Origin of the sequence: Cognataquiflexum nitidum (assembly GCF_022538055.1) — a bacterium.
Classification (GTDB): domain Bacteria; phylum Bacteroidota; class Bacteroidia; order Cytophagales; family Cyclobacteriaceae; genus Cognataquiflexum; species Cognataquiflexum nitidum.
Window position 1 is genome coordinate 98,236 of sequence record NZ_JAKZAM010000015.1, and the last position, 25,894, is coordinate 124,129.

At 39.9% G+C, this 25,894-nt stretch carries 23 protein-coding genes; 17 read left to right on the top strand and 6 right to left on the bottom strand.

All coding sequences use genetic code 11. From position 1 onward, the window contains the following. Positions 1 to 11: 11 nt before the first annotated feature. Genes MMU07_RS11940 through MMU07_RS11950 form a run of 3 tightly spaced genes read right to left on the bottom strand, consistent with a single transcriptional unit; the run spans position 12 to position 1,930 of the window. Positions 12 to 1,229 carry a metallophosphoesterase family protein gene (locus MMU07_RS11940; RefSeq protein WP_241126105.1) on the bottom strand — a complete coding sequence of 406 codons (1,218 nt, stop codon included), beginning with the start codon at positions 1,227 to 1,229 and terminating at the stop codon, positions 12 to 14. A 33-nt stretch (positions 1,230 to 1,262) separates the two neighbouring features. Further along, positions 1,263 to 1,685 carry a type II toxin-antitoxin system VapC family toxin gene (locus MMU07_RS11945; protein WP_241126106.1) on the bottom strand — a complete coding sequence of 141 codons (423 nt, stop codon included), beginning with the start codon at positions 1,683 to 1,685 and terminating at the stop codon, positions 1,263 to 1,265. Beyond that, positions 1,682 to 1,930 (bottom strand): DUF6364 family protein, encoded by a 249-nt coding sequence (locus tag MMU07_RS11950; protein WP_241126107.1) that lies wholly within the window; start codon positions 1,928 to 1,930, stop codon positions 1,682 to 1,684. Before MMU07_RS11950 ends, MMU07_RS11945 begins: the two co-directional genes overlap by 4 nt. A gap of 437 nt (positions 1,931 to 2,367) precedes the next feature. On the opposite strand from MMU07_RS11950, the gene MMU07_RS11955 reads away from it, so the two are divergent. Then, on the top strand, positions 2,368 to 2,904 hold the full coding sequence (locus tag MMU07_RS11955; RefSeq protein WP_241126108.1) for a septal ring lytic transglycosylase RlpA family protein: 537 nt from the start codon (positions 2,368 to 2,370) through the stop codon (positions 2,902 to 2,904). A gap of 42 nt (positions 2,905 to 2,946) precedes the next feature. On the opposite strand, the gene MMU07_RS11960 is transcribed toward MMU07_RS11955, so the two are convergent. Then, the gene (locus MMU07_RS11960; RefSeq protein ID WP_241126109.1) at positions 2,947 to 4,140 is read right to left on the bottom strand and encodes a 6-bladed beta-propeller; all 1,194 of its coding nucleotides are present in this window, start codon (positions 4,138 to 4,140) and stop codon (positions 2,947 to 2,949) included. Between the two features lie 127 nt (positions 4,141 to 4,267). Here MMU07_RS11960 and MMU07_RS11965 point away from each other — a divergent pair, with 127 nt between their 5' ends. The 16 genes from MMU07_RS11965 to MMU07_RS12040 all read left to right on the top strand — a co-directional run bounded on the left by MMU07_RS11965 (position 4,268) and on the right by MMU07_RS12040 (position 24,216). Then, a complete protein-coding gene (locus MMU07_RS11965; RefSeq protein WP_241126110.1) occupies positions 4,268 to 5,389 on the top strand; it encodes a 6-bladed beta-propeller in 1,122 nt (373 codons plus the stop codon). A gap of 5 nt (positions 5,390 to 5,394) precedes the next feature. After that, complete coding sequence (locus MMU07_RS11970) at positions 5,395 to 5,907, top strand: hypothetical protein (protein WP_241126111.1); 513 nt, start codon at positions 5,395 to 5,397, stop codon at positions 5,905 to 5,907. Positions 5,908 to 5,916: 9 nt separating this feature from the next. Then, positions 5,917 to 6,636 (top strand): 6-bladed beta-propeller, encoded by a 720-nt coding sequence (locus tag MMU07_RS11975; RefSeq protein ID WP_241126112.1) that lies wholly within the window; start codon positions 5,917 to 5,919, stop codon positions 6,634 to 6,636. A gap of 24 nt (positions 6,637 to 6,660) precedes the next feature. Then, positions 6,661 to 7,095 carry a hypothetical protein gene (locus MMU07_RS11980; RefSeq protein ID WP_241126113.1) on the top strand — a complete coding sequence of 145 codons (435 nt, stop codon included), beginning with the start codon at positions 6,661 to 6,663 and terminating at the stop codon, positions 7,093 to 7,095. A gap of 6 nt (positions 7,096 to 7,101) precedes the next feature. Then, a complete protein-coding gene (locus tag MMU07_RS11985) occupies positions 7,102 to 7,593 on the top strand; it encodes a hypothetical protein (protein ID WP_241126114.1) in 492 nt (163 codons plus the stop codon). Between the two features lie 39 nt (positions 7,594 to 7,632). Next, positions 7,633 to 7,908: a hypothetical protein gene (locus MMU07_RS11990; RefSeq protein WP_241126115.1), complete on the top strand. Its 276-nt coding sequence runs from the start codon at positions 7,633 to 7,635 to the stop codon at positions 7,906 to 7,908. A 25-nt stretch (positions 7,909 to 7,933) separates the two neighbouring features. Then, the gene (locus MMU07_RS11995) at positions 7,934 to 9,040 is read left to right on the top strand and encodes a BF3164 family lipoprotein (protein ID WP_241126116.1); all 1,107 of its coding nucleotides are present in this window, start codon (positions 7,934 to 7,936) and stop codon (positions 9,038 to 9,040) included. A gap of 103 nt (positions 9,041 to 9,143) precedes the next feature. Next, on the top strand, positions 9,144 to 10,274 hold the full coding sequence (locus MMU07_RS12000; RefSeq protein ID WP_241126117.1) for a 6-bladed beta-propeller: 1,131 nt from the start codon (positions 9,144 to 9,146) through the stop codon (positions 10,272 to 10,274). Between the two features lie 82 nt (positions 10,275 to 10,356). Next, a complete protein-coding gene (locus MMU07_RS12005) occupies positions 10,357 to 10,587 on the top strand; it encodes a hypothetical protein (protein ID WP_241126118.1) in 231 nt (76 codons plus the stop codon). Between the two features lie 53 nt (positions 10,588 to 10,640). Then, the gene (locus MMU07_RS12010; RefSeq protein WP_241126119.1) at positions 10,641 to 11,744 is read left to right on the top strand and encodes a DUF4221 domain-containing protein; all 1,104 of its coding nucleotides are present in this window, start codon (positions 10,641 to 10,643) and stop codon (positions 11,742 to 11,744) included. Positions 11,745 to 11,949: 205 nt separating this feature from the next. Then, positions 11,950 to 13,017 (top strand): efflux RND transporter periplasmic adaptor subunit, encoded by a 1,068-nt coding sequence (locus MMU07_RS12015; RefSeq protein ID WP_241126120.1) that lies wholly within the window; start codon positions 11,950 to 11,952, stop codon positions 13,015 to 13,017. A 5-nt stretch (positions 13,018 to 13,022) separates the two neighbouring features. Then, positions 13,023 to 16,088 (top strand): efflux RND transporter permease subunit, encoded by a 3,066-nt coding sequence (locus MMU07_RS12020; protein ID WP_241126121.1) that lies wholly within the window; start codon positions 13,023 to 13,025, stop codon positions 16,086 to 16,088. A gap of 557 nt (positions 16,089 to 16,645) precedes the next feature. Continuing rightward, positions 16,646 to 16,945 (top strand): GIY-YIG nuclease family protein, encoded by a 300-nt coding sequence (locus MMU07_RS12025; protein WP_241126122.1) that lies wholly within the window; start codon positions 16,646 to 16,648, stop codon positions 16,943 to 16,945. A 465-nt stretch (positions 16,946 to 17,410) separates the two neighbouring features. Further along, positions 17,411 to 17,710 (top strand): GIY-YIG nuclease family protein, encoded by a 300-nt coding sequence (locus tag MMU07_RS12030; protein ID WP_241126122.1) that lies wholly within the window; start codon positions 17,411 to 17,413, stop codon positions 17,708 to 17,710. A 288-nt stretch (positions 17,711 to 17,998) separates the two neighbouring features. Further along, positions 17,999 to 21,100: an efflux RND transporter permease subunit gene (locus tag MMU07_RS12035; protein WP_241126123.1), complete on the top strand. Its 3,102-nt coding sequence runs from the start codon at positions 17,999 to 18,001 to the stop codon at positions 21,098 to 21,100. Positions 21,101 to 23,100: 2,000 nt separating this feature from the next. Beyond that, a complete protein-coding gene (locus MMU07_RS12040; RefSeq protein WP_241126124.1) occupies positions 23,101 to 24,216 on the top strand; it encodes a DUF4221 family protein in 1,116 nt (371 codons plus the stop codon). Between the two features lie 91 nt (positions 24,217 to 24,307). Here MMU07_RS12040 and MMU07_RS12045 read toward each other — a convergent pair whose 3' ends face one another. Continuing rightward, positions 24,308 to 25,000 carry a hypothetical protein gene (locus MMU07_RS12045; protein ID WP_241126125.1) on the bottom strand — a complete coding sequence of 231 codons (693 nt, stop codon included), beginning with the start codon at positions 24,998 to 25,000 and terminating at the stop codon, positions 24,308 to 24,310. A 58-nt stretch (positions 25,001 to 25,058) separates the two neighbouring features. Further along, complete coding sequence (locus tag MMU07_RS12050) at positions 25,059 to 25,670, bottom strand: Uma2 family endonuclease (protein ID WP_241126126.1); 612 nt, start codon at positions 25,668 to 25,670, stop codon at positions 25,059 to 25,061. Positions 25,671 to 25,894: the final 224 nt, after the last annotated feature.

Sequence of the window (25,894 nt, forward strand, 5' to 3'; positions counted from 1 at the left end):
GGAGGGTTGGATTATTCTTGGCTGATGACTTCTTTAAAAATCCCAATCAGTTCCGCATTGGGTTCCTGACCTTTTTCACTTTTGTAATACATGTTGAAAAGCGTGACCATGTCCTTTCCGAGGTCTTCGACTTTCAGGCTGAGGCTTTCCTGTCCTTTGGGATTTTTGATTTGGGGAATTAGGCTGACAATCCCATCGTGGGCTTTCATGATGGCTTTGCGCGTGGCGGCATCTATGGAATGCTCCGTGACAAAGGTAATTTCAACAAAGCAATAGGGGTTTTGCTCTAACCATTGCAGCGTCGCAGCAAGATCATCAAAGGTTTTTCTATACAGTGGCCTTCCTTTTTCCAAACCCACAGCCCGGTAATCGACAGCTTTTCCCGGTTCAGCTTCAATGATAATGACCTGTTTTTGTTGGTCGGCTTCGCTGAAGGAGTAGGCGAGGGGAGAACTTGAATAGACCACCGGAAAGGGATCTTTTCCCACGGCATGGTACCGGTGGAGATGTCCCAAAGCCGCATATTGAACCTGATTTGGGATATTGTGGGTGAAGACTGCCTGCGTGCCACCGACATGGAGGATGGGCCGCTCGGATTCCGGTTCCGGTTCGACAGGACCACCTTCTTTCATAAAAAAGAAATGTCCCATAAAGAGATTCACTCCTTTGTCATCGCAGTAAGTGTCAGCAATTTTCCCCCATTTATTGGCCAAAACTTCCCTAAACTCCGCTTCCCTGTCTCCCTCTCCCAAGTAGGTTTTGAGAAGGACTTCATTGGCATAGGGAGCAAGGATTATCCTGATGGGGAAATTGTATTTTGGGAGACAGATTTCTACAAATCCCGGCTCGCTGCGGGTAACTTCGATGCCATTGTCTAATTTTCCTGTGGGAATGATGCTGTCATACCTGCTGTAGAAAAAGATACCCATTTCTCTCGCCAATGGATCCGGTGCTTCGACAAACTGCGTGCTGTCATGGTTGCCAGAGATGGCGATCACCGGTCTTTGGCCGTCTTTGGAGAGTTTTTTGAGGGTTTTGTACAGGAGCTCAACCGCCTCATGATTGGGATTGAACGTGTCAAAAATATCTCCTGCAAGCAGGACCAAATCGACTTTTTCCCGATCGGCGATCTGGATGATTTCTTCCAAGACGAGTTTTTGCTCCTCCAACCTGGAAAATTCCTGAAGTCTTTTTCCCAAATGCCAATCCGCTGTATGGAGTATTTTCATAGTTTAAAAATAAGAAGACTTTTTTAATTGGGCTTATTTTTTTAGTCTCTTGATCATTTCCACCATTTCGTCCGGAGCAATGGCGGGAATAGGGGATTTTTTGAAGTCCCTGAGATTTCGGGTGACGATGTAATCCAGGCCGCCTGTGGACTCAGCATTAAAAATCTGAAGCGCATCCTCAAAATCACTAAAATCAGATAAAAGCGCTTTTTTTAACTGTGCCTTGGTGACATCAATCACCTCTACCAACTCTGTCAATTCCAAGAGTTTTGCCCTCAATTCTTTTTCCTCTGAATATTTTTTGAGTATGTAGTAGGTGGTAGCAAATGCATGGGTGGAACTGTAGAGCAGTATTTTATCTGTCCCCAAAAGGAAAATTTCGGTTGCATGCTTTGTAAATGCGCCTCTATCGGTCAAAAAATCAACAAGGATATTGGTGTCTAAAAATATTTTCATTTGAGATGTTTTTCTTCAAAGTATTCTCTCAAGATTTTTTCCTCATCAAAATCACCCTGTATCTGGATTTTACCTGCGAGCTTATTTATTTTCTCCTTTTGGGTATTCTCAGGATGATGCTCTTCTACAAGATTTTTCAGGTAATTTTCGACCAAACCGGATAGACTTCTGCCCGTCTCTGAAGCATAGACCTTTGCCTTTTCGATGATGTTTTCGTCTACATTGAGTGTGAGTTTTTTGGCCATGTACGTAAGGTTTTTTTAAATGTACGTAAATTTTTAAATCATTCAGTTTTCTGTTAAGTAATTAATGTGTTTAAGCATTGTTGTACTTACAAAACACACCACAAAATTTTCTTTTTAAAAACTGATCTCTATACATTCGACGTGGGGAGGAATGACTGCGGACCGGGCCGGCTCAGGCCTTGTGCGCGGATAGGATTCCGCCGTCTTGACTTTTTTGGCTACTTTTTTTGTCAAGAAAAAAAGTAGCTGTAAAATAAATAACCGATTTGCTGAGGCACTAAGAATATCAATAGAGTTAATTTTAGCCTATTTATTTTTTATCACAAATAATTCCTATTTTGGGTTGCTGTTTTTGTGCCGGTTTTGAATCTATCGTGTCCTTTGTTTTCAACGGAACGACAATTGGCACATTAATTGTAAAATGCGAGCTAATGAAAATGAAAAACATCCTATTCGTTTTGCTGATGCTGATGGGTCCGATGCCGCTTTTGGCGGGAGGTCCTAAGGCCAATGTAGGCGATTCCCTGAAGATTCAGGAAGGTGTCGCAAGTTATTATGGCCACAAATTCCACTTAAGAAAGACCGCTAGCGGAGAGATTTTTGACATGGAGCGAATGACTGCTGCCCACAAAAACCTTCCTTTCGGTACCATGCTGAAAGTGACCAACCTCAAAAACGACAAAGTGGTGTGGGTGCGTGTCAATGACCGACTTCCACAAAATTCCAAAAGAATCATAGATTTGTCCCGTGCTGCTGCCACGGAAATCGGGATGGTCAAAGATGGCCTTGCCAAAGTAAAAATCGAGGTGCCGGATCAGGGAGCAATATTTTTTTTACTGCAACATTATCAGAACAACAAGCCTGACGATATCAGGCTGAGGATTTATGAAGAACCCATTTTATTTGATAAAATGGACCTGTGTATGATAGGATTTGAGATGGATCTCGGCGAGAAAGTGGAAGTTTCGATTTGATTTTTTTTGAGTGGTTGATCAAGATTTCCAACTTTTTCTTTTTCAGATTTTTTCCAAATGAAACTTGATTAGGATTGGATTATCCTCCCTGCTAATTTTTTTTAAATCGATAGTTTTTAAAATCGGGTTGTTTTCAAAAGTATTGCCCTCTTCGATATATTTTATTAAAGCAGCAGGCAAAACATAACAATAAAAATATTTCGAATCCGATGAAATCATTTCAGGCATTAAGTTTTTTGATCTACCTATAGAAATAATTTCTTTTAAGGTTTTATCAAATAGGACATAATATAATACCGAACTGCCAAGAAACTGAAAAAACAAATGCCTTTCAGTTTCCATGATATTGTTTAGAAATTTATAATAATCTGTAGCCAAAAATTCCCTTTCGCGGTCATAAAAATTCATAAGCTCTATTTTTGGGATACCATTGGAGGCAAATGGAAAATTATATTTGGTGAAAATCCCTTCTTTATTTATCCCGATTATTTCATTATTGCCCAAGATGGGAGTAAGGTTATATTCACCTAGAATATGGGATTGACGAAAAATGGGATCGCCTTCCATCCCGAGTATTCCATACTTTTTTGGTATAAAAAAATCGTGTTGATCGCCGGCCTTTCTTAATAAATGAAATTCTTGGGAGTTTGCTCTCGCAGAAGGGATCATCCTGTGCGCAGGAGGTAATGACGTGTATAAGTAATAGACACCGTCAATATTTAAAAAATTACCGAAAATATTATTTCCTTTAATTCCAGCAAGGGAAACACTTTCCAAGTATTCAAAATCAGTTAGGCTATATTTTTTTATTTCATCATAGTCCAAAATTTCAAATTGATTTTTACCAAAATCTATCTGGACATCCTTTATTTCTCTGTATTCGCCCGGACCGGCACCTATTTTATTGAAAACGGAAATATTTTTTCCCTTCGCATCAAACCCAAACATTTTGGATTGTTGGCTATCCAAGATATAATATTTGTCGCCCGACGAGGAGATCATCAGCTTGGATATTGACACGATCAACAGTTCTTCTTTGGTATCCAGATAGATAATATCATCCACAACCAGACCCTCCGGCCAACTGAAGCCAAATTCGTCCTTTACCGTAAGAGGAAATGTGTTTTCTGCCAAATTCTCAATAACAACTGATTCTTCATTCCTTTTTTCTGAACAGGAAAAAATGTATATGGCGTTAATGCATACAAAGAAATTAATCAGAGAGTTTTTTAACATGGTTTTGGAAAATAATATAGTTGAATTATGTTATTAATAAAAATCTCAATATTATTGGAAATCTTGTTAGATTGATATTCACTATTTAGTCTTGGTTACAGCATAATTTATTTTAAATATGGAAAGTATGAAATTAAGAATACTTAAAATATTTGCTTTTGTATTTACTTTTTATGCTTGTGAAAAACCAATCAAATCAAATGGAGTCATAGGCGATGAAGGGAGTTTAACATTTGTTTTTGACAAAATTCAAATGAATTCAAATTCATTTGAGGTTTATACATTAATTCCTTTAGAAACCACCCCAAACAACTTTCTTTCAGATAATTTAACGGTCAAAACTTCAGAAGATTTCATTTTCGTTTTTGATGAACAAATCAGGGATGGGATTCATAAATTTGATCAGAAAGGAAGGTATGTTTCCCAAATTATAAGTGTTGGTGAAGGTCCTGAGCGGGTGAATAGCATAGCCGATTTTATTATTTCTGGTGACAATATTGAGATTTTAAGTGGAAAAGGAGCCTATTCAGAAATTATCTATTTTTCCATAGTAGATGAAAAAATAGTGAATAAGCTTAAATTAGAAATTATCGGGTTTTCATTTGAAAAAATTGGAGAGACATATTATTTATACTCCAGTTACAACTTTCCCTTTGCTGAATATCGTGTTTCTAAAATAGATCTTCAGGGAAATATCATTTCAGGCCTCCTTAAGAATGATTATTCAGGGAAAATGATGCCTGTTGTGGAACGTAATTTTTTCACCAACAATGGTAGTACATTTTTAACTGAATCATTTAGCAATAAAATATATGAGTTAACAGAGCACGCATTTAAAACAAAATATATTATTGATTTTGGCAGAAATAATATTCAACAGGATTTTTTTGAAAATGATATGATGATGGCCTTTGAAAAATTAAACGATAATGGGTTTTACAGCATAAGGAATCACTTTGAAACCACTGACCATGCCTTTACTAATTTGGTTTTTCAAAAAGAGAATGCGTATGAACAATATCAAATATTTTTTGATAAAAAATCAAATGAAATTTTTAAAAATAAGCTACAGGGACCTTGGATAGAACTGTTGCAATACCCAATCGGCATTACAGATACAAACCTTCTTATATTTTCAATTCCTCCTCAAGTTTTATTACAGAATGCTGAATTACTGAATTTAAAATTGAATTCAGGTATTGAAATAGATGACAATCCTGTTCTGGTTTACTTGAAACTCAAAAAATAAGAAAAATGCTAAGAGATAATTTCAAATTTGTCCTTGTTTTAAGCTTTGCACTAAGTGCGGCTATTACAGGATGTAACAATAAGAAAAGAGAAAGTGAATTTCGAGAAATTGTACTGCCCAAAAACCTAGAATTTATTGAAATAGATAAATCACAAAAGTTTGATAAAAGCTGGTTTGACAGAAAAATCAAGGTGGTGGTTTTTGCAAAACATGCTGATACAAATTCGCCATTCAAGTTGGATTGGCAAAGTGCTATTTCAGAATTTGAAGATATAGCATTTTTATTTTACGTGTCAGAAAAGGATACAGCGAAATTAATCAGTAATCTAAAGAAAGTTAACTTTACCCACCCTATTATTCATGATCCAAGTGATGAGTTTAGGGAATTAAACGTAAAAGAAAAGGAGTGGACTTTTATTTCCTATTTGGTTAAAGACAATGAGATAGTTGGAATGGGCAATCCATCCCTTCCTGATTTTAAAGAAAAATTGAGCGAGCTAAAAAATGAATCAAAATAGGATTGGAAAATGAAACTACGTAGATATTTGACTATGATAAGAATGACCAACCCTAAAAGTCAACTTAGAGGTTGGTCATCTTGCTTTTTCTGGTTTCTCTTCTCTTTTGTTTTTTTTACGGCATGTTCCGATCAAAAAAAGGATGAATTATTCCCGGTTATCTTCTTTGACTTGGATGACTTTACATCTATTCCGGATAGTTCTTTGTCTATTGACCATTGGATTCCTTTGGAAACTGTGGCTACTAATTTGATGGGAATGGATCTTCGAGTCAAATTTGCAGATACACTTATTTATGTAATGGACGAGTCCGTCAAAGATGGGATTCATGTATTTGGAATTTCTGGCGCATATATTAAATCTATTGCAAATGTGGGTGAAGGACCAGGTAGTTTACCTTCATTGGACGACTTTGAGGCAAAAAATAACGGTTTAATTTCTGTATTATCCACTATAGGTGATCGATCGGATGTTTACACAATCTCTTTGGACGGAGTCCTTACCAAACGATTTGAATTGAATTATATAGCGACTTCATTTGCTGACCTTGACGATCAGGGTTTTTTGTTTTACGGAGGCTTTAACCTTCCTTTTGTAACTCATCGAGTTATCAAAACAGATACCAATGGGCTAATCCTGAATCAGTATCTTGAAAATGAATATCAGAATTCAATGTTACCGATGAGCGAACGAAATTTTTTTGCCAGCGATTCTGGAGTTTATATGTAAGAAACCTTCAATTCTCAAATCTATGTGTATAAAGGAGATAGTTTGACAGCTATGTTAAGAGCGGATTTTGGGAGTTACTCTCTGCCTCCGTCATTTTGGGAAATGGATCTGATGGAAAGCTTTGGCTTGATCAATGAAAATGGTTTTGCCAATTTTCGATCCTTCTTCAAAAATGGAGACGATTTTATCTTGAATGTGATGGTTCAAAAAGGATCCGAAGTATTTAAATATATTTTGATTAAGCAGGGAACAAAGAAGCTTAAGTTAATGGCTGACCTCGAGGAAGACATTCTGTATTACTACCCTGTCGGCATCACTTCGGATGGCTTATTTGCGTTTGTTACCTACAAGTCTATTTTAGAAAAGGCAAAAGCGGGATCTTTGCAAATCTATCCAGAAAAAGCACTGCCTGATAGTGAATATGACTATCCGGTTATTATTTATTTGAAAGTAAAATAAGGATTTATGAAAAGAGTTGAAAGTTCGCTTTTTCTGATTTTGTTAGTGACACTACTTTCCTGCAAGTCAGAAGATCAAAAGATGATTCTTCCTAAAGATTTGGAACTTGTCAACCTTCAAACTGGGAAGGACTCTGTTTGTTTTTCATGTGCTAATCAAGTAATTGTATTCTCCAATTCTTCTTTTTTCCCATTTTCTGAAGCATTTCTTTGGACTGAAATAAGGGAACAATTTCCCGAAATAGGATTTATTTTTTATTTTTCAGGAGAGGATAAAGATTCCCTAACGCAAAAACTTGCCGAATTAAAATTCCCATTCCCTGTATTCCATGACCCGGAATTTCGCTTTTATCAGGAAAATCTTTTGGATACCATCAATACCACCTATGATGTCCTCTATGCTTTTCATGTCAAAAATGGTTTTTATAAAAAGCCAGCTCAAATAGGAATGCAAAAGAAATTTGTAGGGCAATTAGAAGAAATATTGGTAGAAAAATAGGATTAAGATTTAAGAAATTTGCTTTAAATTAAATCAGATATGAAGAGGATCCATTTTGTATTTTATATGCTAATAGCTTTCCAGTTTTTCTATTGTACACCCAAAACTGAAAATGTTCAAATCCATTCCTATCCTCTGATTGTCATAGACGATATAAGTGAAAGGAAAGAAATGCTGTTTTCAGAAATTGGAAAGAATATTGACATCATTCAGCTTGACAATGACTGTTTGATGGGACACATCAACAAATTGGTTTATTCAGATAATAGATATTTTGCATTAGATATTGACCAATATTCCTTGCCATTTTCTTAATGTTTGAGATGAAATAATAAATATTATGCACAACCAAATTATTTCGCTGTTTAGGCTTTTACCGCTTTTAATTTACACGTGTTCTCTTTTCTTTGGCTGTGCAGAAAAGGATGTTGAACGTCATGTCTTTTCATTGGATGATCTTCCTGAACCGAGTAAGCTAAACGGGACTAAACATTTATATGATGAACTTTTAATTCCATACAAAATTCACTACACCGGGAATTATTTGATCGTTGCAGAGAGTAAAAAAGTCGAGAATGACAAAATTCATATCCTAGACCCCAGCAATAAGAAATATCTTTCAAGCAAAGGAATAGATGGGTTGGGACCAGGTGAGATCACACAAGTACAACAAATCGAGAATATTTCAGAAAATGACGAGTTTTGGATCTATGATTTTGAGCAAATTCTATTCTCAAAATTTGATATATCAGATTCATCCAAATTAGCGTCAGAACAGGTAAGTCCTAGGAGAAGTACGATTTTTATGACAGAAGCAACTTTGGCATCAACAAATTCAATATTTGGAAATGGGGTAGATGGATGGACAAAATACATCGAAATGTCGTTTGGTGGGGATACCTTAGCATTTTTTGGGAATTGGAAGGATGTTTTGGTTGACAGACCATTACCCAACGGACACAAAGCTGAAAACTTCGATGCCAATTTGGTAAGTAATATTCATCAAGGTGTTTTGAAAGGAAACCTCGAAAAAAGAATGTTTGTGAAAGCAGGTATGCAAGTAGATTATTTTGAAATAATCGATCTGGACAACCGTTCTTCGAAAATCTTTTTCGGGCCTTTAGACCAATTTCCTGAATTTACAATTACTTACAGCATGGGTTATCAAATGCCTGGATTTAATTTTGACGACATGAAACTATATTACAGAGATGTATATGTAGGGAAAGACAGTTTTTTCCTTTTGTATATCGGCAAACTCGATGGAAAATTAGATGACCTGTCAATTCCTGACAGAATTTTTGAATTCGATTTTGAAGGAAAACCAATTAACCATTTTATCCTAAGCAACTTCAACCTTTCAAGCTTTACTGTAGATGAAGTTGCAAGGAAATTTTATGGGATATCAGAGGATGATAATCCAAATGTGGTTGAATTTGATTATTGAATCTTGAAGAAATTTTCAAAAAGTAGCAAAATTAACCTATACGCTTATTTAGTTGAATGATTAAAAAATCTTACTGTATTTTCTAATAAAAATGAATCCTTATATGAAAAAGCCAACTTTTCTAATTTGTTTGATAGTAATTGCACTATTTATTAAATGCACTCCAAAAACCGAAACGCAACAATTTCAATCCACTCCGCTCATTGTGATAGAGGATATCAACGAAAGGAAAGAAATGCTGTTTTCAGAAATAGGAAAGAATATTGACATCATTCAGCTTGACAATGACTGTTTGATGGGACAAATCAACAAATTGGTCTATTCAGATAATAAATTTTTTGCATTAGATATTGACCAATGTGGATGTCTATGCTCTTTTGACGAAACAGGAAAATTAATCAATAAGCTTGATCTGAAGGTCGATACCAAATTTCAATTTGACGGCATTACCGAAATGTTCATGGTTGAGGGAAACTTGGTTGTTCATGACGCATCGAGAAAAACAAACTTCCATTTAAACGAAAATCTGGAAGTGTTGAAAACTGAGAAATTACCTTTTCAAGCAAATGCCATATTTCCATTTAACAGCAGTTGGTTGGTGTTTTTGAATTATATACAGCCGGAATACAAATATGATGTGCTGGTATATAACCCGGACAAAGAGGAAATAACAAATAATTTTCTTCCCATCCGGCAAGATGATTATGTGTATATCTATGAAGATCGATCTACTTTTAGTTTAAATAGAGATGGAAAAGTGTATTTTTCGAGGGCATTTAATGATACCATTTATTCCATAGATCAGGATTTTAATTTCTCGCCTGTGTACTATTTAGATTTTGGCAGTTCAAAAACCCCTCCTGATTATCTATCTAAAATTGGAGATGCCATGGATTTGATGCGGGATTTTAGGGAAGCAAAATATACTTTTCTCTACGGGAATCCACATTTTACACGAAAAGGAGATATTCTAGCCCAAGTACAAAAAGGAAATTCGGGACAAAACATTTTGATAGACACCAAAAAAAATGAAGCATTTCTGTTTGATAATTTCAAAGACGATTATATCACCGGATTGCCATTTCATTCTCCAATTTTTTCAAATGAGAAACATTTCATTTTTGAGGTTTCATCTGAAATCTTGTCTAATTCGGGGAGTTTGAGTGAAGATATCATCATGAGGTTTAATCCTTCACCAGAAAATAATTTTCTGCTTTTTTTGGTTGAAAAGTAAATCTACTGGTAAATCATGTTTTTCTAGAAGTACCGCACTGCTTGTGAGTGAGTGGAGATGTTTCGTTAAAACCGAATTTCTTATGAAAAAGAATAAATTATTAATTACTATGTTTGCAAGTGTTGTCTTGTTTTTTGTCGTTACAAAATCTAAAAGCCAAGGAATAAATTACGAAGTAGAATATTCTATTTCAACAACAAGTAATGGGATTTATCTGGTAACTACCTGCAATTCAAACTCAGGAGATGCATGTAATATGCCTGGGTCTATTCACAGAAGTAATATTTCAGCAATCTTGGCAGCAATCACATAAAGTTTCCATTTAAAGATAGGGAGGCATATTTATGCTTCCCTATTTTCAAAATTATGAAAAAACACTTCGCTTTTTTAATATTTTTTGGGTGTACGGCAACTTCACCCGATCTCCCCCAATTGGCTTTGGGGGATTCTCTTGAAATTGATTTTCAAGATACCCCGATGTTCAATGGAAGTTATTCCTGGGGATATTTTGAGGATTCCTTTTATTACACTTCTGACCATTTGGATTCTTTGGGATTACATGTTTTTTCCTTTGCTGAGTCAGATTGGGAATCAACTTATCTTCCATATGAAGGTCCAAATGGATTGAAAAGGCATGATTCTTTTGTCATTTTGAATGATACTTTGGCTTTTCATGGGTTAAGTGGGAATTTTGGTTTTCAAATTGTAAATCTCAAAACCAAGCAGGTGAAGGATTATTATTTCATAGATAAAATGATAAATCCGGGCAAGGTAATTTTCCATTCTGTCTATTTTGATGGCGAAGTCATTGGATTCCCCATCACGGAATACAAGGGCACCGATAATCCCGATTATACAAAGGAATCAATGATTTATGGTCTTTATTCCCTTGTAGATAAAGAATTTAGACATTTCATCCCCTTTCCTGAAGAGTTTCATGGGGATACATTCAGTACCAATTTTCTGAACCATACATTTTATGTAAAGGCAGATTCTATCCTTGTCAATTTCGCCAAATCAGATTATTTATATGGTTATGACTTGGAAGGAGATTTGATTTTACAAAAGCTTGCTAAGACTAAGGGTGTCAAAACGCAGAATCCCGGAAGAAAATCAGACCCGATGGAAAATATGGTCTTGAGTGAATTGGGAGGGAAGTATTCAGGATTGCTTTACGATGGCAGGGATTTTTATAGAATCGCCTTGACCTTTCCAGATGGATTGAAAAAAAACAATTCAGATTTCTTATCCATCCAAGAAGCCTTTGCATCCTCCATCTTTCAAATCCTAAAGCTTGATAGTGATTTCAAGATAGTAGCGGAGGGTTCTTTTTCTGGTGCGCCTGGGCATGGAGGAATTGGGGATGGGCTTTATTTTGTAAAGAAGGGAATGGTTTATTTTTGGGATTTGAATAAAGGAGGGGTAGAAAATATTGAGAGATTCAAGCCTGTTGAATTAGAGAAGGAGTAAGATTTTGGCTTTAGAAAAAGAGCAAACGTTTTTCCCTGTTATCTTCAAAATGAGTTTATTTAATTAAAAGTCATCGTGCTATACGATAAGTTTTTTCTTCAATATTTCATTTTGAACTGACTTTTTCAAACTTTTTAACATCTATCCTTTTGAATTTGTTTAATAACTTAGTTTATTGTAAGCCTATTCAATAACCCCGAGTAATATGCGTTTTGTCCATCTGTTTTTATTTGCCCTTGTCTTGATAGTGAGCGCTTCCTGCAAGGAAGAAAAAGCCGAAAGTCAGGATCAGCCCTTGGAGGCCTTCCGGGGCGAAGTGGCTGCTACTCCTGTCCGGATAGCCACAGCTGAGAAGCGGACTTTTGATTACCTGATCAATGCCTCCGGAAAAATCGAAGCTGCAGAGCAGGTCAAAGTCATCGCCGAGCGACCGGGATACCTCATTGAACTTACCGTGAAGGAAGGTGACTTTGTCGAAAAAGGCAAAATCCTCGCCCGCCTCGATCAGACTGAAAGCCTGCTGAACCTCGAAAAAGCCAAAATAGAACTTAAGAATGCTGAAGTGAATTATAAGTCCGAGATCCTGAGCTTCGAAAGCATCATGAACAGCGGTGATACCGACAGAATCACGCAGGTGCAGGAGCAGCTTAAAGCCAAGAGCGGGCTTTTTTCGGCTGAAATCGCCGTCAAGGAAGCGCAAATGGACCTAGACAAAACAATCATCAAATCACCGATATCAGGCAGAGTTGCCGACCTCAAGACCAAGCGGGGAAGCCTCGTCAAGTCGGGCGACGAAATGCTCGAAGTCATCAATACGGCTGCGCTCGAACTCAAAGTGAAAGTGCTGGAATCCGACATCAACCTTATTTCCCTGGGCCAAAAAGCAGAAATCCTTCCCGTCGGTGGCGGGGAAGGAATCAGCGGTTCGGTCAGGAGTATCAATCCCAAAGTGGATGAAAACGGACTTGTCCAAGTCAATATCCTGATCAATGGAGGCAAAGGATTACTTCCCGGGATGAACGCCCGTGCCATCATCCGCGCACCACAAAACAACAGCATCGTCGTACCCAAACAGGCTTTGGTCTACCGCTCCGGCAGGCCTGTGGTCTTCACCATCGAGAAAGAAGAATCCAAATGGAACTATGTCGAGGTCGGCAAGGACAACGGACAGGAAGTTGAAATCCTCAGCGGCATTGAATCCGGCATGACCGTAATTACTTCCAACAACCTGCAGCTTGCACATCAGGCTCCTGTACAAATCCTCAAAGACTAAGCGCTATGGTAAGGTTTTTACTGGCAAGACCCATAGCTGTGTTGATGGTTTTTTTGGCCTTGATGGTCTTTTCGGTCATCGTGTTCAGGACGCTTCCGATTTCACTTTTGCCTCCGATCGATGTCCCGCAGATTGTCATCAAGGTCAATTATCCCAACGCTTCTCCTGAGGCCATAGAGCAAAATGTGCTTTCCCCGATCAGGGAAGGCCTGATGACGCTCAATGGTCTGGAAGATGTCGAAAGCAAAGCCGGAAGCGAAACAGGTACCATCCGCCTGACTTTTGACTATGGCACCAAGATGGAACTGGCCTATATCGATGTCAATGAGAAGATCGACCGGCTTACCAACAGTCTCCCGTCGGACCTTACCCGTCCCCAAGTCATCCGGATCAATACCAATGACATTCCTGTCGTGCGGGTGCAGGTCATTCCCAAACCTGGATTTGACTTTGCAGAAATCAGTCAGTTGACCGAAAATGTCCTGAAGAAAAGGATCGAACAGTTGGAAGGTGTTTCCCTTGTCGACATCAATGGCAAAAAGGAGCGCATCATCACCGTCACCCCTGACAAAGCTGCCCTCCGTGCCCTAGGCATGACGGAAGACAATGTGATCAATGCCATCCAATTTGGCAATGAAGAACTTCCCGGTATCAGTGTGGAGGACGGTCAGTTCAGGTATTACCTGCGGTTGGCGACGAGGGTGGATTCACCCGACGACATCATGAAGTTGCCCGTCACTTCCGACAAGGGAGTCACTGTAGATTTGGCAAGGGTGGCCACGGTGCAATACGAAACGAATGAGGTTTTGGGACACCACCTTTTTGGCGAAAAAGAGGGATTGGTCATCACCGTGCACAAGCAGGCTTCCGCCAAGATGAACGAACTCCTTCCCAAGGTATATGAAGCCATAGATTTGTTCAAAGCGGATTACAACCAAGTGGATTTTGAGCTGACGCAAGACCAATCTGTCCTGCTCAATGCCGGCATCAGCAACCTGCAGACAAGTTTGCTTTTTGGTGGTTTGTTTGCTTTTGGGGTATTGTTCCTCTTTATGGGAAATTACCGCATGCCGATCATTATCGGGATTTCCTTGCCGACTTCTTTGCTGATCAGTTTTCTGGTTTTTTACTTTTTCAAAATCTCGATCAATGTCATATCCCTATCAGGTCTCGCCTTGGGTTTGGGGATGTTGATAGACAATGCCATCATCGTATTGGACAATATCACCCGAAAGCGGCTTGACGGCTTACCGATATTTGAAGCCTGTGTACAGGGAGTCAATGAAGTCATGTCCGCTTTGGTCAGTTCGGTGCTGACGACCTTGGCGGTATTTATTCCTTTGGTGTTTTTGAGTGGGATATCGGGCGCTCTGTTTTTCGATCAGGCGGTTTCTGTGGCTGCGATTTTGGGGGTTTCCCTTTTGGTAGCGTTTATTTTCCTTCCGATGCTGTATCATTTTTTCTATAGAAAAAAGGCGGTTCAGGAAGAAAATGGAGACGACAGCAGGTTTTTTAAGATCATTTTAAAAGGCTATAAAAGCCTATTCAAAAAGGTTTTCAGTTATAAAAAACTCAGCTTTGGAATTTTCATTTTGCTGATCCCTGCTGGTTTGGCATTGGGCTATCTGCTCCAAGTCGAGGGCCTGCCACCGATAGAGAAGTTTGATGCGGTGGTGGAGATCGACTGGAACGAACCGATCGGCGTGGAGCAAAACAAAGACAGGGTATTGTCGATTTTGGAGGCCATGAAAGGCGCTTACCTGAAGTCGGAGACAGACCTTGGGGTAAGGCAGTTTTTGCTATTTGATGGGGAAAGTTCCCTGCAGGAAGCCAACCTCTATTTCCTATTTGAGTCTCAGGAATCCAAATCTGTGCAGATGCAAAGGTTGGAGGAATTGATTTTGGGCAATTATCCCAATGCCCAAATAGCTGTGTTGGATGCACCCAATGCTTTCGATCAGTTGTTTGCTTCCAACATCCCCTTTTACGAAGTGAGATGGAAAGACCTGGCGACCAAAAAGCCGATCGAGGAAGGCAGGATGGATGAATGGCTGTCAGCATTTCCTGTGAAGGAATTTAGCCGTGGACCGGGATTACAGAAAGAAGCCTCGGTGATATTCAGATTGGATGGTGGCAAACTCGCGCTCTATGGGATCAGTCCCCGTGCCTTGCAAGAGCAGGTGAAGCAGTTGTTTGGGGTGTACCCGATTACCGACATCAAGCGGTTTGGGGAAATCACGCCGATAAAGCTAAAGGCCGACAAGACCAATTTTGAGCAGATTCTCAACAATAATTTCCTTCGGGGAAAAGACGGGAATGAATACGCACTGAGCAATTTCATCAGTTTTGATTATGAAAACCATTACAAATTTGTCACTGCGGACAAAGGTGGTTTGTTCCAATCGGTGATACTAGATTCAAAAAACCCAACGGCCTACAATGCCGAAATCATCAATTGGGCGGCGGATAAGAATCTGGGTGTGTCGTTTTTTGGGCAGTATTTCAAAGATCAGGAGCGGATCAGAGAATTGGTTGGTATCCTTTTGATTTCGGTTTTGCTCCTTTATTTCATTCTTGCTGCGCAATTTGAGAGTTTTATTCAGCCATTGATCATCATCGCTACTTTGCCTTTGGGGATCGGGGGGGCGTTTATCATCCTCTTTCTTACCGGAACTTCCCTCAATGTCATGTCGGCGATTGGCTTGGTGGTCATGTTGGGAATCATGGTCAATGATGCCATCCTGAAAATCGATACAATCAATAGATTGAAGGTTCAGTACAGTCATCTTTCGGGGAGGGATGCTTTGGATAAAGCCTTGTATGAAGCAGGACAAATCAGGTTGAAACCTATTCTGATGACTTCGATCACGACCATTTTGGCTTTATTGCCGGTGGTTTTCTCCAGCGGATTGGGTGCGGACCTGCAGCGGCCACTGGTTTTTTCCGTCATCGGCGGTCTGACCATCGGGACATTTACGGCGCTGTATTTCGTGCCTTTGGCTTATTGGTTTATAGCGGGGGGCGTGCGTCATTCTGAGGGAGGAACGACCGAAGAATCTCTGTTCAAATAATGATAGAGACTCTTCACTGCGTTCAGAGTGACGGATAGCAACCGTCATTCTGAATCCGAGGTACGAAGATGAAGAATCTCTTTCTTGGAGGGTTTGAGACTCTTCGCTTCACTCAGAGTGACGGATAGCAACCGTCATTCTGAAGGAGGAACGACTGAAGAATCTCAGTTAAAATAATGATAGAGACTCTTCACTGCGTTCAGAGTGACGGATAGCAACCGTCATTCTGAATCCGAGGTACGAGGATGAAGAATCTCTTTCTTGGAGGGTTTGAGACTCTTCGCTTCACTCAGAGTGACGGATAGCGACCGTCATTCTGAGGGAGGAACGACTGAAGAATCTCATTAAAATTAAGGATTGAGACTCTTCGCTACACTCAGAGTGACGGTTGGGTCCGTCATTCTGAATCCGAGGTACGAGGATGAAGAATCTCTTATTATAAAAGTATAGAGACTCTTCACTGCGTTCAGAGTGACGGATAGCGACCGTCATTCTGAGGGAGGAACGACCGAAGTATCTCAATAAATATACAATCAGTAGTGAATGAATAGGGTTTTATGCAAAAAGGGGGAGCAGTTTATATTTTAACAAATAAAAATAAAACCACTTTGTATATAGGTGTTACTAATGACTTACAGAGAAGAATCTATGAACATCAAAACGGGCTTAATCCAAACTCATTTGTTGCTAAATACAACCTATTTCAGTTGGTTTATTATGAAGGTTTTCATTCAATTGAAGAAGCAATTATGAGAGAAAAACAATTAAAGGGTTGGACTAGGAAGAAAAAAGAGGTTTTGATTTTCAGCACTAATGAAAGTTGGAAAGATTTAACTGAAGAAATAATGAGTTGGTGAAATAGGGACTCTTCGCTTCACTCAGAGTGACGGTTGGGTCCGTCATTCTGAATCCGAGGTATGAGGATGAAGAATCTCTTGTTTGAAAAGGAAAGAGACTCTTCACTGCGTTCAGAGTGACGGTTGGGTCCGTCATTCTGAAGGAGGAACGACTGAAGAATCTCATTAAAATTAAGGATTGAGACTCTTCGCTTCACTCAGAGTGACGGATAGCAACCGTCATTCTGAAGGAGGAACGACTGAAGAATCCCATTAAAATTAAGGATTGAGACTCTTCGCTACACTCAGAGTGACGGTTGGGTCCGTCATTCTGAATCCGAGGTACGAGGATGAAGAATCTCTTATTATAAAAGTATAGAGACTCTTCACTGCGTTCAGAGTGACGGATAGCGACCGTCATTCTGAGGGAGGAACGACCGAAGTATCTCAATAAATATACAATCAGTAGTGAATGAATAGGGTTTTATGCAAAAAGGGGGAGCAGTTTATATTTTAACAAATAAAAATAAAACCACTTTGTATATAGGTGTTACTAATGACTTACAGAGAAGAATCTATGAACATCAAAACGGGCTTAATCCAAACTCATTTGTTGCTAAATACAACCTATTTCAGTTGGTTTATTATGAAGGTTTTCATTCAATTGAAGAAGCAATTATGAGAGAAAAACAATTAAAGGGTTGGACTAGGAAGAAAAAAGAGGTTTTGATTTTCAGCACTAATGAAAGTTGGAAAGATTTAACTGAAGAAATAATGAGTTGGTGAAATAGGGACTCTTCGCTACACTCAGAGTGACGGTTGGGTCCGTCATTCTGAATCCGAGGTACGAGGATGAAGAATCTCTTTCTTGGAGGGTTTGAGACTCTTCGCTTCACTCAGAGTGACGGATAGCAACCGTCATTCTGAAGGAGGAACGACTGAAGAATCTCATTAAAATTAAGGATTGAGACTCTTCGCTACACTCAGAGTGACGGACACCGCTTCTCGCTTCTCGTCTCTCGCTTCTCGTCTCTCGCTTCTAATATCTCATATCTCAAATCTAAAATCTAAAAATTGACTCCCTTCCGCATCATCATATCGTTCATCGTTCTTGCCATCATCGGCTTTGCCCTGGTGCCGAGGCTTTCTGTGGATCTGAATCCACGGGAGCGTGAACCGGTATTGACGGTGAGTTTTGGAGTACCGAGGTCTTCTCCTGACCTGGTCGAAAAGCTGGCCACTTCTCCTTTGGAAGGAGCACTTTCCCAATTGGCAGATCTCAAAAAGATCAATTCCGTGTCCAATTACGACAGGGGATCAGTCACCCTGCGCTTTGACAAGGAGACGGATATGGAATTCAAAAAATTTGAAGTCTCCTCCATCATCCGGCAGGTTTATCCGGGTTTGGATCAGAAGGTCTCTTATCCCTTGGTCACCCAAACTGCCGAGCGCAGGTCCGACCTCAAAACCCCGATTTTGACCTATTCTGTCAACGGTCCTTTTGCTTCTTTTGAGATCAAAAAAATCGCTGAAGATGTCATCAAAACTTCCCTCAACAGGTTTGCTGAAATAGAGGAAATTACCGTCCGCGGTGCAAACGACCTGCAGCTTTTTGTCACCTATGACATCAAAAAATTGCAGGCATTCAAACTTTCCAAATCAGATATCGAATCCGTCATAGCCGGTTCATTCGGAAGATCATTTCCGGGTTCACTTGTCAATAACAGGGGAGAGACACTCTTTATTCAGGTGGACCGCTCGCTGCAGGACCTCAGCCAACTCGAAAACCTCCTTGTAACAACAAAAGAAGGCAAGGAGATTTACCTAAAAGACCTGGCGGTTTTGACATTGGAGGAAGCCGAACCCAATTCCTTTTACAGAATCAATGGCAACAATTCGGTTACGCTGTCCATCATCAACCGCGACGGTGTCAACAAAGTCCTACTTGCCAAAAACATCAAAGCAGCCATTGAAAGTACGAAACCTTTGTTACCTGCTGGATTTGAAGTAAGGCTTGAAAATGACGACACAGAGTTTCTTGAAAAAGAACTGAGCAAAATCTACAAGCGCTCAGGACTGTCGATTTTAATATTGATTGTATTTATTTTCCTGATCAATAGAAACCTCAAGTACCTCAGCATTCTATTTTTGGGCATCATTGTCAACCTGAGTATTACAGGAATAATCTTGTATCTGTTGAAAGTGGATATCCATTTATATTCCCTTGCAGGCTTGACGATTTCCTTTGGATTGATAGTGGACAATGCGATCATCATGATCGATCACTTGCACAAGCATAAAAACAGGAAAGTATTTGTTGCCCTGCTTGCTGCTTCGCTGACGACGATTGTGGCATTGTTGATTGTGTTTTTCCTTCCTGAAGACGACCGAAAAAACCTGACCGAATTCTCCGTGGTAGTTACTGTGATGCTTGCAGTTTCCCTTTTGGTCGCTTTGCTTTTCACCCCGGCGATGTATGAGCTGTTATTCGGTCATCAGGCACAAAAAGGAAGGGTCCTCACTGTAGCCCAACTCAGGAAAAGGGTCAAGGCTTTCGGTGTTTTCAACAGGAGTATTGGTTTTGTGGCCAATTACCGCAAGACCTTTATCGTATTCTTGTTGCTACTTTTTGGTTTACCTGTTTTCTTCCTTCCTGCCAAATGGGAGGGTCAGGAATGGTACAACAAAACGGTAGGCTCAACCTTATATCAGGAAGAAATCCGGCCTTATGTGGACAAGGCACTTGGTGGTTCACTGCGAATGTTTGTCCGAGGGGTTTTTGAAAAATCATCCTATCGCCAAGCGGAAAAGACAAGGCTTTACATTTCTGCCCAGTTGCCATTTGGCAATACCTTGGAGCAGATGGATTTTATCATGCGGGAATTTGAGAAATTTCTCCAAGGTGTGGAGGGCATTGATCAATTTGTGACTATTATCCAATCGGGGCAATACGCTCGAATCGAAATCACTTTCAAAGAAGCTTACGAAAAATCAGCTTTGCCTTACCAACTCAAAGGCCGGCTGTCAGTCAAGTCGACCGATTGGTCGGGAGCGAGTTGGCAAATCTATGGGGTAGGTCAGGGGTTTTATACCGGATCCGGGGGAGAAGGAATCCCGCAATACAGGGTGACCTTGAAAGGATACAACTACGACGAACTCGAAAGGCAATCGGAGTTGTTGGCAGAAAAACTCCTTAGGCATAAAAGAATCCAAACCGTAAATACCAATGAGCGCTTGGGTTGGAATGAACAGAAAACAGAGGAATATGTACTCCGTCTGGACCAAAGTAAAATGGCCCTTGGCAATGCAAACCAATACCAGGTTATCAATGCACTCAACAATGTCTCGCGTCCATCCGGTCCTTCAGCTTACCTCGCTTTGGAGGATAAAAATTACGCTGTAGTGGTTAGGGAAAAGGAATCATCGGATTATTCGAAATTTGACTTAGAAGAAAATAGCCTGATCGGAGGGGAAGATCAGGTTTTTAAAGTCAGCAACTTCGGAACGCTGACTAAGGAAACTACCACCAATGCCCTGCACAAAGAAGACCGACAATATATCCGTTTGGTGGCATTTGAATACATGGGTTCGCATAAGTTTGGTAATGAATATCTGGACGAAGTATTGACCGAAATGAAAGCTAATATGCCGATAGGTTATACTGCAGAAAAGGAAACCTGGAGTTGGGATTGGAACAAGGCCAAAAGGCAATATAGCTTGATTTTGGTGTTGGTGGTGGGGATTTTCTTTATCTGTGCGGTTCTATTTGAGAACCTCAAGCAGCCTTTTTTCATCATCATTATCATTCCGTTTTCATTTATTGGACTGTTTCTGATTTTCTCGCTTTTTGATTTTTACTTTGATCAGGGGGGGTATGCTGCCTTTGTGATGCTCGGAGGCTTGGCGGTCAATGCGGCGATTTTTATTGTTAATGACCTCAACAACCGGAATACAGGGCTTTACAACCGGAATGTGCTTAAGGCTGTTGCCGGTAAAGCAGTTCCCATCATGCTGACGATTCTATCGACCTGTTTTGGTTTGATTCCATTTATCATGGAGGGGCAAAATGAGATTTTTTGGTTTTCCCTCGCCATCGGTACCATCGGCGGATTGGTGTTCAGTATTATAGGGGTTTTTGTGGCTTTGCCGGTGTTTTTGTGGAAGAAAAATGGTTGATTTCCCGTAGAGGAAATGTCCCGCAAAGACACAAAGACGCAAAGAAAAAAGAAATCAAATAGAGTCGCAGATTATAAAAATGGCGTTCTTCGCGGAACCCTAGCGTCCATTGCGGTTTAAAAATCCTAAATATGGAATGTCCCGCAAAGGCGCAAAGAAAAAGGAGATCAAGAATAGTCACTGAATTGATTTTAATGGTATTTGAATCTATAATCAACAAATGTCAATTTGGGATGAAGGCACCTTTATCGTCCTAAGGGGCGTAGCCCTGAAATCTCTTTAGGATGGATTTTGGTTTCCCGCAAAGGCGCAGAGGCGCAAAGAAAAAGGAGATCAAGAAAAGTCACAGTGAATAAAAATAGGGACACTCGATGAACCGTAGAGGCCTATGCTTCCATGTTCGGTCTGAAATGATTTTAATGGTATTTGAATCTATAATCAACAAATGTCAATTTGGGATGAAGGCACCTTTATCGTCCTAAAGGGCGTAGCCCTGAAATCTCTTTAGGATGGATTTTGGTTTCCCGCAAAGGCGCAGAGGCGCAAAGAAAAATGATATCAAGAAAAGTCACAGTGAATAAAAATAGGGACACTCGATGAACCGTAGAGGCCTATGCTTCCATGTTCGGTCTGAAATGATTTTAATGGTATTTGAATCTATAATCAACAAATGTCAATTTGGGATGAAGGCACCTTTATCGTCCTAAAGGGCGTAGCCCTGAAATCTCTTTAGGATGATTTTGGTTTCCCGCAAAGGCGCAGAGGCGCAAAGAAAAATGATATCAAGAAAAGTCACAGCGAATAAAAATGGGGACACTCGTTGAACCGTAGAGGCCTGTGCTTCCATGTTCGGTCTGAATTCATTTTAATGGTATTTGAATCTATAATCAACAAATGTCAATTTGGGATGAAGGCACCTTTATCGTCCTAAAGGGCGTAGCCCTGAAATCTCTTTAGGATGATTTTGGTTTCCCGCAAAGGCGCAGAGGCGCAAAGAAAAATGATATCAAGAAAAGTCACAGCGAATAAAAATGGGGACACTCGTTGAACCGTAGAGGCCTGTGCTTCCATGTTCGGTCTGAATTCATTTTAATGGTATTTGAATCTATAATCAACAAATGTCAATTTGGGATGCAGAAACCTTTATCGTCCTAAAGGGCGTAGCCCTGCTATCTTCGTAGCAATTTAGTATGTTGTAAAAACATGAGGGGCGTAGCCCTGAAATCTCTTTTAATTTTCATGCAACACAATTAATGGCTAATAGATTTGCGATAGCTTTTAGATCTCAGGGCTACGCCCCTCTGAATTGGATTTTATTTTTGTTTTTACGAAGATTATAGGGCTACGCCCCCTGAATTTAAAAAACATTAATTGCCAATTTATCGACTAGTTCTCCGGTCAAAACTTTAGCAAAACCGGATAATCATAATTGATCAAAATTGGGACCCATCGTTGTGGTATTTTGCCCTTTCAGGGCTGTGAATAACTGTATGATTAATCGCCAAAATTTTCCTAAAAAGCTTCAGCCCCGTCGGGGCGTGAGATCATAGGAATGGGTGTAGCCCATCCTTCAAATGAATTGTGAATGCCGGTAAAGCCCTGAAAGGGCGGAATATTTCCCGGAATCCATATAAATTTTATCCCTTTCAGGGCTGTTTTGGCTTTTTTCCTTTAATTCAACGCATATTTGTCATATATATCCCTCATCCCGTCACTAACTAATATCAAAACCCATTTTGTCCAATTTGTATGTACGCAATGATGCCAGTCCATAAGATATCTATTCTAATTATGGACTGTGGGCTTAAATGCCCGACACATCGGTCTTCCGACTTCGGTCTTCCGTCCCGTGTGAAAAAAAATAGGTTTACTGGCAAAGAATCGGATATCCAAATTTTCAACTCCCATATTCCTTCCTTTTTATGAATCTCAAACCCAATTCTATTTTATTCCTTTTTTCACTTCTTATCTTTTCTTATTGCTCCTCAAAGGATGAAATCTTGGCAGATAATCCACTCAAGCAACTGGAATTGGAAGTGGTGGATTCTCTGATGGTAGATGAACTTGTTCCGCTCCGTCTTCAGGATTATTCACCGGAGGCAGGATTGTATATCCTGTTTGATTCCAAATCCCAAAATCCGTTTTTGGTCAACGAAAAAGGCGAAATTCTCAATAAGTTCGACCTGAAAGGGGAAGGACCAAACGGCACAGGAGGAAATGGTGCTTTTGGTTATAAATTCTTGGACAAAGACAGGTTTGTGGCCCAGGGTGCATTTACGGGTTATTTTATTTACGACCTACAAGGGAATCAGATCCGAAAAATCGCCAACAATGCCAAGGAACTTTGGCGGATTAGCATCTACCGCAACCGGACGACTTTCCATCCCTATGTCGAAAACGGTCAGGACATGATGCTTGGGGAGGAACAGAATTTTTTTTCCAATGAGGAGTCGGATTACAAAACCTTAGGGACGGATTATTATTCTAAAATTAGCAGCATCTACCGCTACAACCTTGGGACTGAGGAAAATGAAATCCTGGAATCTTTTCCTGAATCTTGGGAACCTAGGCTGAACAAACGTTTTGTAGGACCTGATCTGCCTTTTGTCGCACTTCATGATTCCAAGAAGAAATTCGCCTTGCTACCTTTGGTTGGCAATCAGGTGTTCATTTATGAATTTCGGGAAGACAAACCGGTAATGACTCAGGATATCAAACTTTCCCACCCTCTCCGACCTGAATCAGCACCCCTCTTTGACATTGATGCAGAAAATCCCGACTCAGAGTATCCCAAATTTACCAATGTCCTTTTTGCGGGAGATTACCTGATTGCTTCCTTTAGTACCAAAGTTCCACTATCTGTTATGACCGAACTCCGTGCCAAGTCGGAAGAATATTACCAATTGCCGGAGTTCAAAGAAGCGATGAAAAAGTATATGAAATACTACCATATTGTGGTCAAAGACGGCAAGCAGATCGGGATCATAGATGAGTTACCTGTTCATGGGGGATTGGAATTTTTGGATGGAAAAGGAATCCTTTATGTCAATGACAATGCCAATCCGGAGGAAGAACGGGATTACAATATTTTCTACAAAGTGAAAATCAGGGAATAAAAAAACCGGCAGTTGCCTGTCGGTTTTTAGGATATAGATACAGTTGGTTTAGATTCTATTTTAACGAAACAAATCCTGTGCCATTGCATTTTCAATTGCCAATTGTAAAAATAAATCCGATTCCGGGTTGGATCATGGTAATGGCTGCCCGCTGCGGTGTATAGACAAACTCCCCCTCGCCCTGATCGGGATGGTATTCTGTATCCTGTTTTCTGAGAAAATCCACCGGGCCGCTGTCGTGGTACAGGACTTTAAACTCAAAATGCCCCATTTCCCTGTTTTTGAAAGGGACTTTGAATCCACCTCCAAAGCGGTAACCCAACACCCAATCTCCAAAATCCATCCCTTCTTCAATTGGTTCTTCAAATTGTGATTCCCTGATTTTGTACCGGGTATAGAAATAATTGGCTCCCACCTGAGCTTCCAAAAACGGGATGATCCGCTTTTGACTTTCGAAATTATGCCTGAAGATCCCCATGAAAGTCATCAGGTTATTGTTTCTTCTCAGTCTCACTATGTTGTTAAACCCAGGGTAGAGGTCATTTCTTTCTTCTAATTCTGTCCCATACTTTCCATATCCAAGTCCAAATCCCACCTCAATGGGTTTTAGGGGGAACCGGTAATAAACGGACATGGTATATTCAGGAAAAACAGATCCGTCCATTTTTTCCCTCAAATCACTCACAGGAACACCAAGATTGGCCTGAAATCCTGTTGAAAAATATTGGGCATGGGAAACAGATGAAGACAAAAGGAAGATGGCTAGAAAGAAAATCCGTGTCATATGGTTGGTTTTTTGAATTAGTACGGAAAGAACTTGATGCGGTTTGCAAGTATTTTTTTTAATCCAAATCTTTGAAGACATCCTCCAAATCCAAACTAAATCCTTTAATACAAGCTGAACTTACAATATCTCCGGGTGAAAAAAGTCTGGAGGGAACGTACTTCCCTGCAATCAGTGTATAGATCAACAGCGTCTGCTCTGTGGGTTGGATTACCCAATATTCCTTTACGCCGCTTTCTTCATAGACTTCATATTTGTACTTGAGTTCTTTGCGGTTGGAACCCGGAGAAAGGATCTCGATAATCAAGTCCGGCGCACCGATGCATCCTGCTTCATCCAATTTGCTGCGGTCGCAGACCACACAGATATCGGGTTGCACGACGGTAAAGATATCTTCGTTTTTCTTTGACTTAATTGGAAGCCTTACATCAAAGGGAGCTATGAATATTTTGCAGGGCTTTTGATCCAAATAATCTGCAAATTTTCTAGCTACTTTTAGAGTTACTTCCTGATGAATTCTTCTTGGAGCAGCTGCGGCAGGTTTGAAAACTTTTCCTTTGATGATTTCGACCATTTCATCCATTTGCCAAGTCAGGTAATCCGCATAGGAATACCTTCCATATTCTGTATAGGGTTCGCTGACTTTGTTTTCGGATTCTTCGGTTTTCATAATTCTAATTTAATGAAAAACTTGGTGAAATTGATTTTGAAGAATTCCTTAACATTTACAAGAATGAGATTTGTCACCTTGGCAAGCTAAGGTTACCAATGACGTGAATCTCTTGGTCGTCACCCTGAGCAAAGCGAAGGGTCTCTTTGTCTCGTCCTGAAAATGGTTGACACTTTTGTTGTTTGAAATTAGTTATTGTTTCAATTTCTAAAGAGTTTCTATTA

Bases quoted from the DNA above. Each gene is read 5' to 3' on its own strand.
- MMU07_RS12050 (WP_241126126.1), bottom strand. From the start codon at position 25,670: ATGAAAACCGAAGAATCCGAAAACAAAGTCAGCGAACCCTATACAGAA.
- MMU07_RS12000 (WP_241126117.1), top strand. From the start codon at position 9,144: ATGAAAAAGCCAACTTTTCTAATTTGTTTGATAGTAATTGCACTATTT.
- MMU07_RS12015 (WP_241126120.1), top strand. From the start codon at position 11,950: ATGCGTTTTGTCCATCTGTTTTTATTTGCCCTTGTCTTGATAGTGAGC.
- MMU07_RS11945 (WP_241126106.1), bottom strand. From the start codon at position 1,685: ATGAAAATATTTTTAGACACCAATATCCTTGTTGATTTTTTGACCGAT.
- MMU07_RS11970 (WP_241126111.1), top strand. From the start codon at position 5,395: ATGCTAAGAGATAATTTCAAATTTGTCCTTGTTTTAAGCTTTGCACTA.
- MMU07_RS11960 (WP_241126109.1), bottom strand. From the start codon at position 4,140: ATGTTAAAAAACTCTCTGATTAATTTCTTTGTATGCATTAACGCCATA.
- MMU07_RS11940 (WP_241126105.1), bottom strand. From the start codon at position 1,229: ATGAAAATACTCCATACAGCGGATTGGCATTTGGGAAAAAGACTTCAG.
- MMU07_RS12025 (WP_241126122.1), top strand. From the start codon at position 16,646: ATGCAAAAAGGGGGAGCAGTTTATATTTTAACAAATAAAAATAAAACC.
- MMU07_RS11990 (WP_241126115.1), top strand. From the start codon at position 7,633: ATGAAGAGGATCCATTTTGTATTTTATATGCTAATAGCTTTCCAGTTT.
- MMU07_RS12045 (WP_241126125.1), bottom strand. From the start codon at position 25,000: ATGACACGGATTTTCTTTCTAGCCATCTTCCTTTTGTCTTCATCTGTT.
- MMU07_RS11965 (WP_241126110.1), top strand. From the start codon at position 4,268: ATGAAATTAAGAATACTTAAAATATTTGCTTTTGTATTTACTTTTTAT.
- MMU07_RS12005 (WP_241126118.1), top strand. From the start codon at position 10,357: ATGAAAAAGAATAAATTATTAATTACTATGTTTGCAAGTGTTGTCTTG.
- MMU07_RS12010 (WP_241126119.1), top strand. From the start codon at position 10,641: ATGAAAAAACACTTCGCTTTTTTAATATTTTTTGGGTGTACGGCAACT.
- MMU07_RS11955 (WP_241126108.1), top strand. From the start codon at position 2,368: ATGAAAAACATCCTATTCGTTTTGCTGATGCTGATGGGTCCGATGCCG.
- MMU07_RS12030 (WP_241126122.1), top strand. From the start codon at position 17,411: ATGCAAAAAGGGGGAGCAGTTTATATTTTAACAAATAAAAATAAAACC.
- MMU07_RS11995 (WP_241126116.1), top strand. From the start codon at position 7,934: ATGCACAACCAAATTATTTCGCTGTTTAGGCTTTTACCGCTTTTAATT.
- MMU07_RS11950 (WP_241126107.1), bottom strand. From the start codon at position 1,930: ATGGCCAAAAAACTCACACTCAATGTAGACGAAAACATCATCGAAAAG.
- MMU07_RS11975 (WP_241126112.1), top strand. From the start codon at position 5,917: ATGAAACTACGTAGATATTTGACTATGATAAGAATGACCAACCCTAAA.
- MMU07_RS11985 (WP_241126114.1), top strand. From the start codon at position 7,102: ATGAAAAGAGTTGAAAGTTCGCTTTTTCTGATTTTGTTAGTGACACTA.
- MMU07_RS12020 (WP_241126121.1), top strand. From the start codon at position 13,023: ATGGTAAGGTTTTTACTGGCAAGACCCATAGCTGTGTTGATGGTTTTT.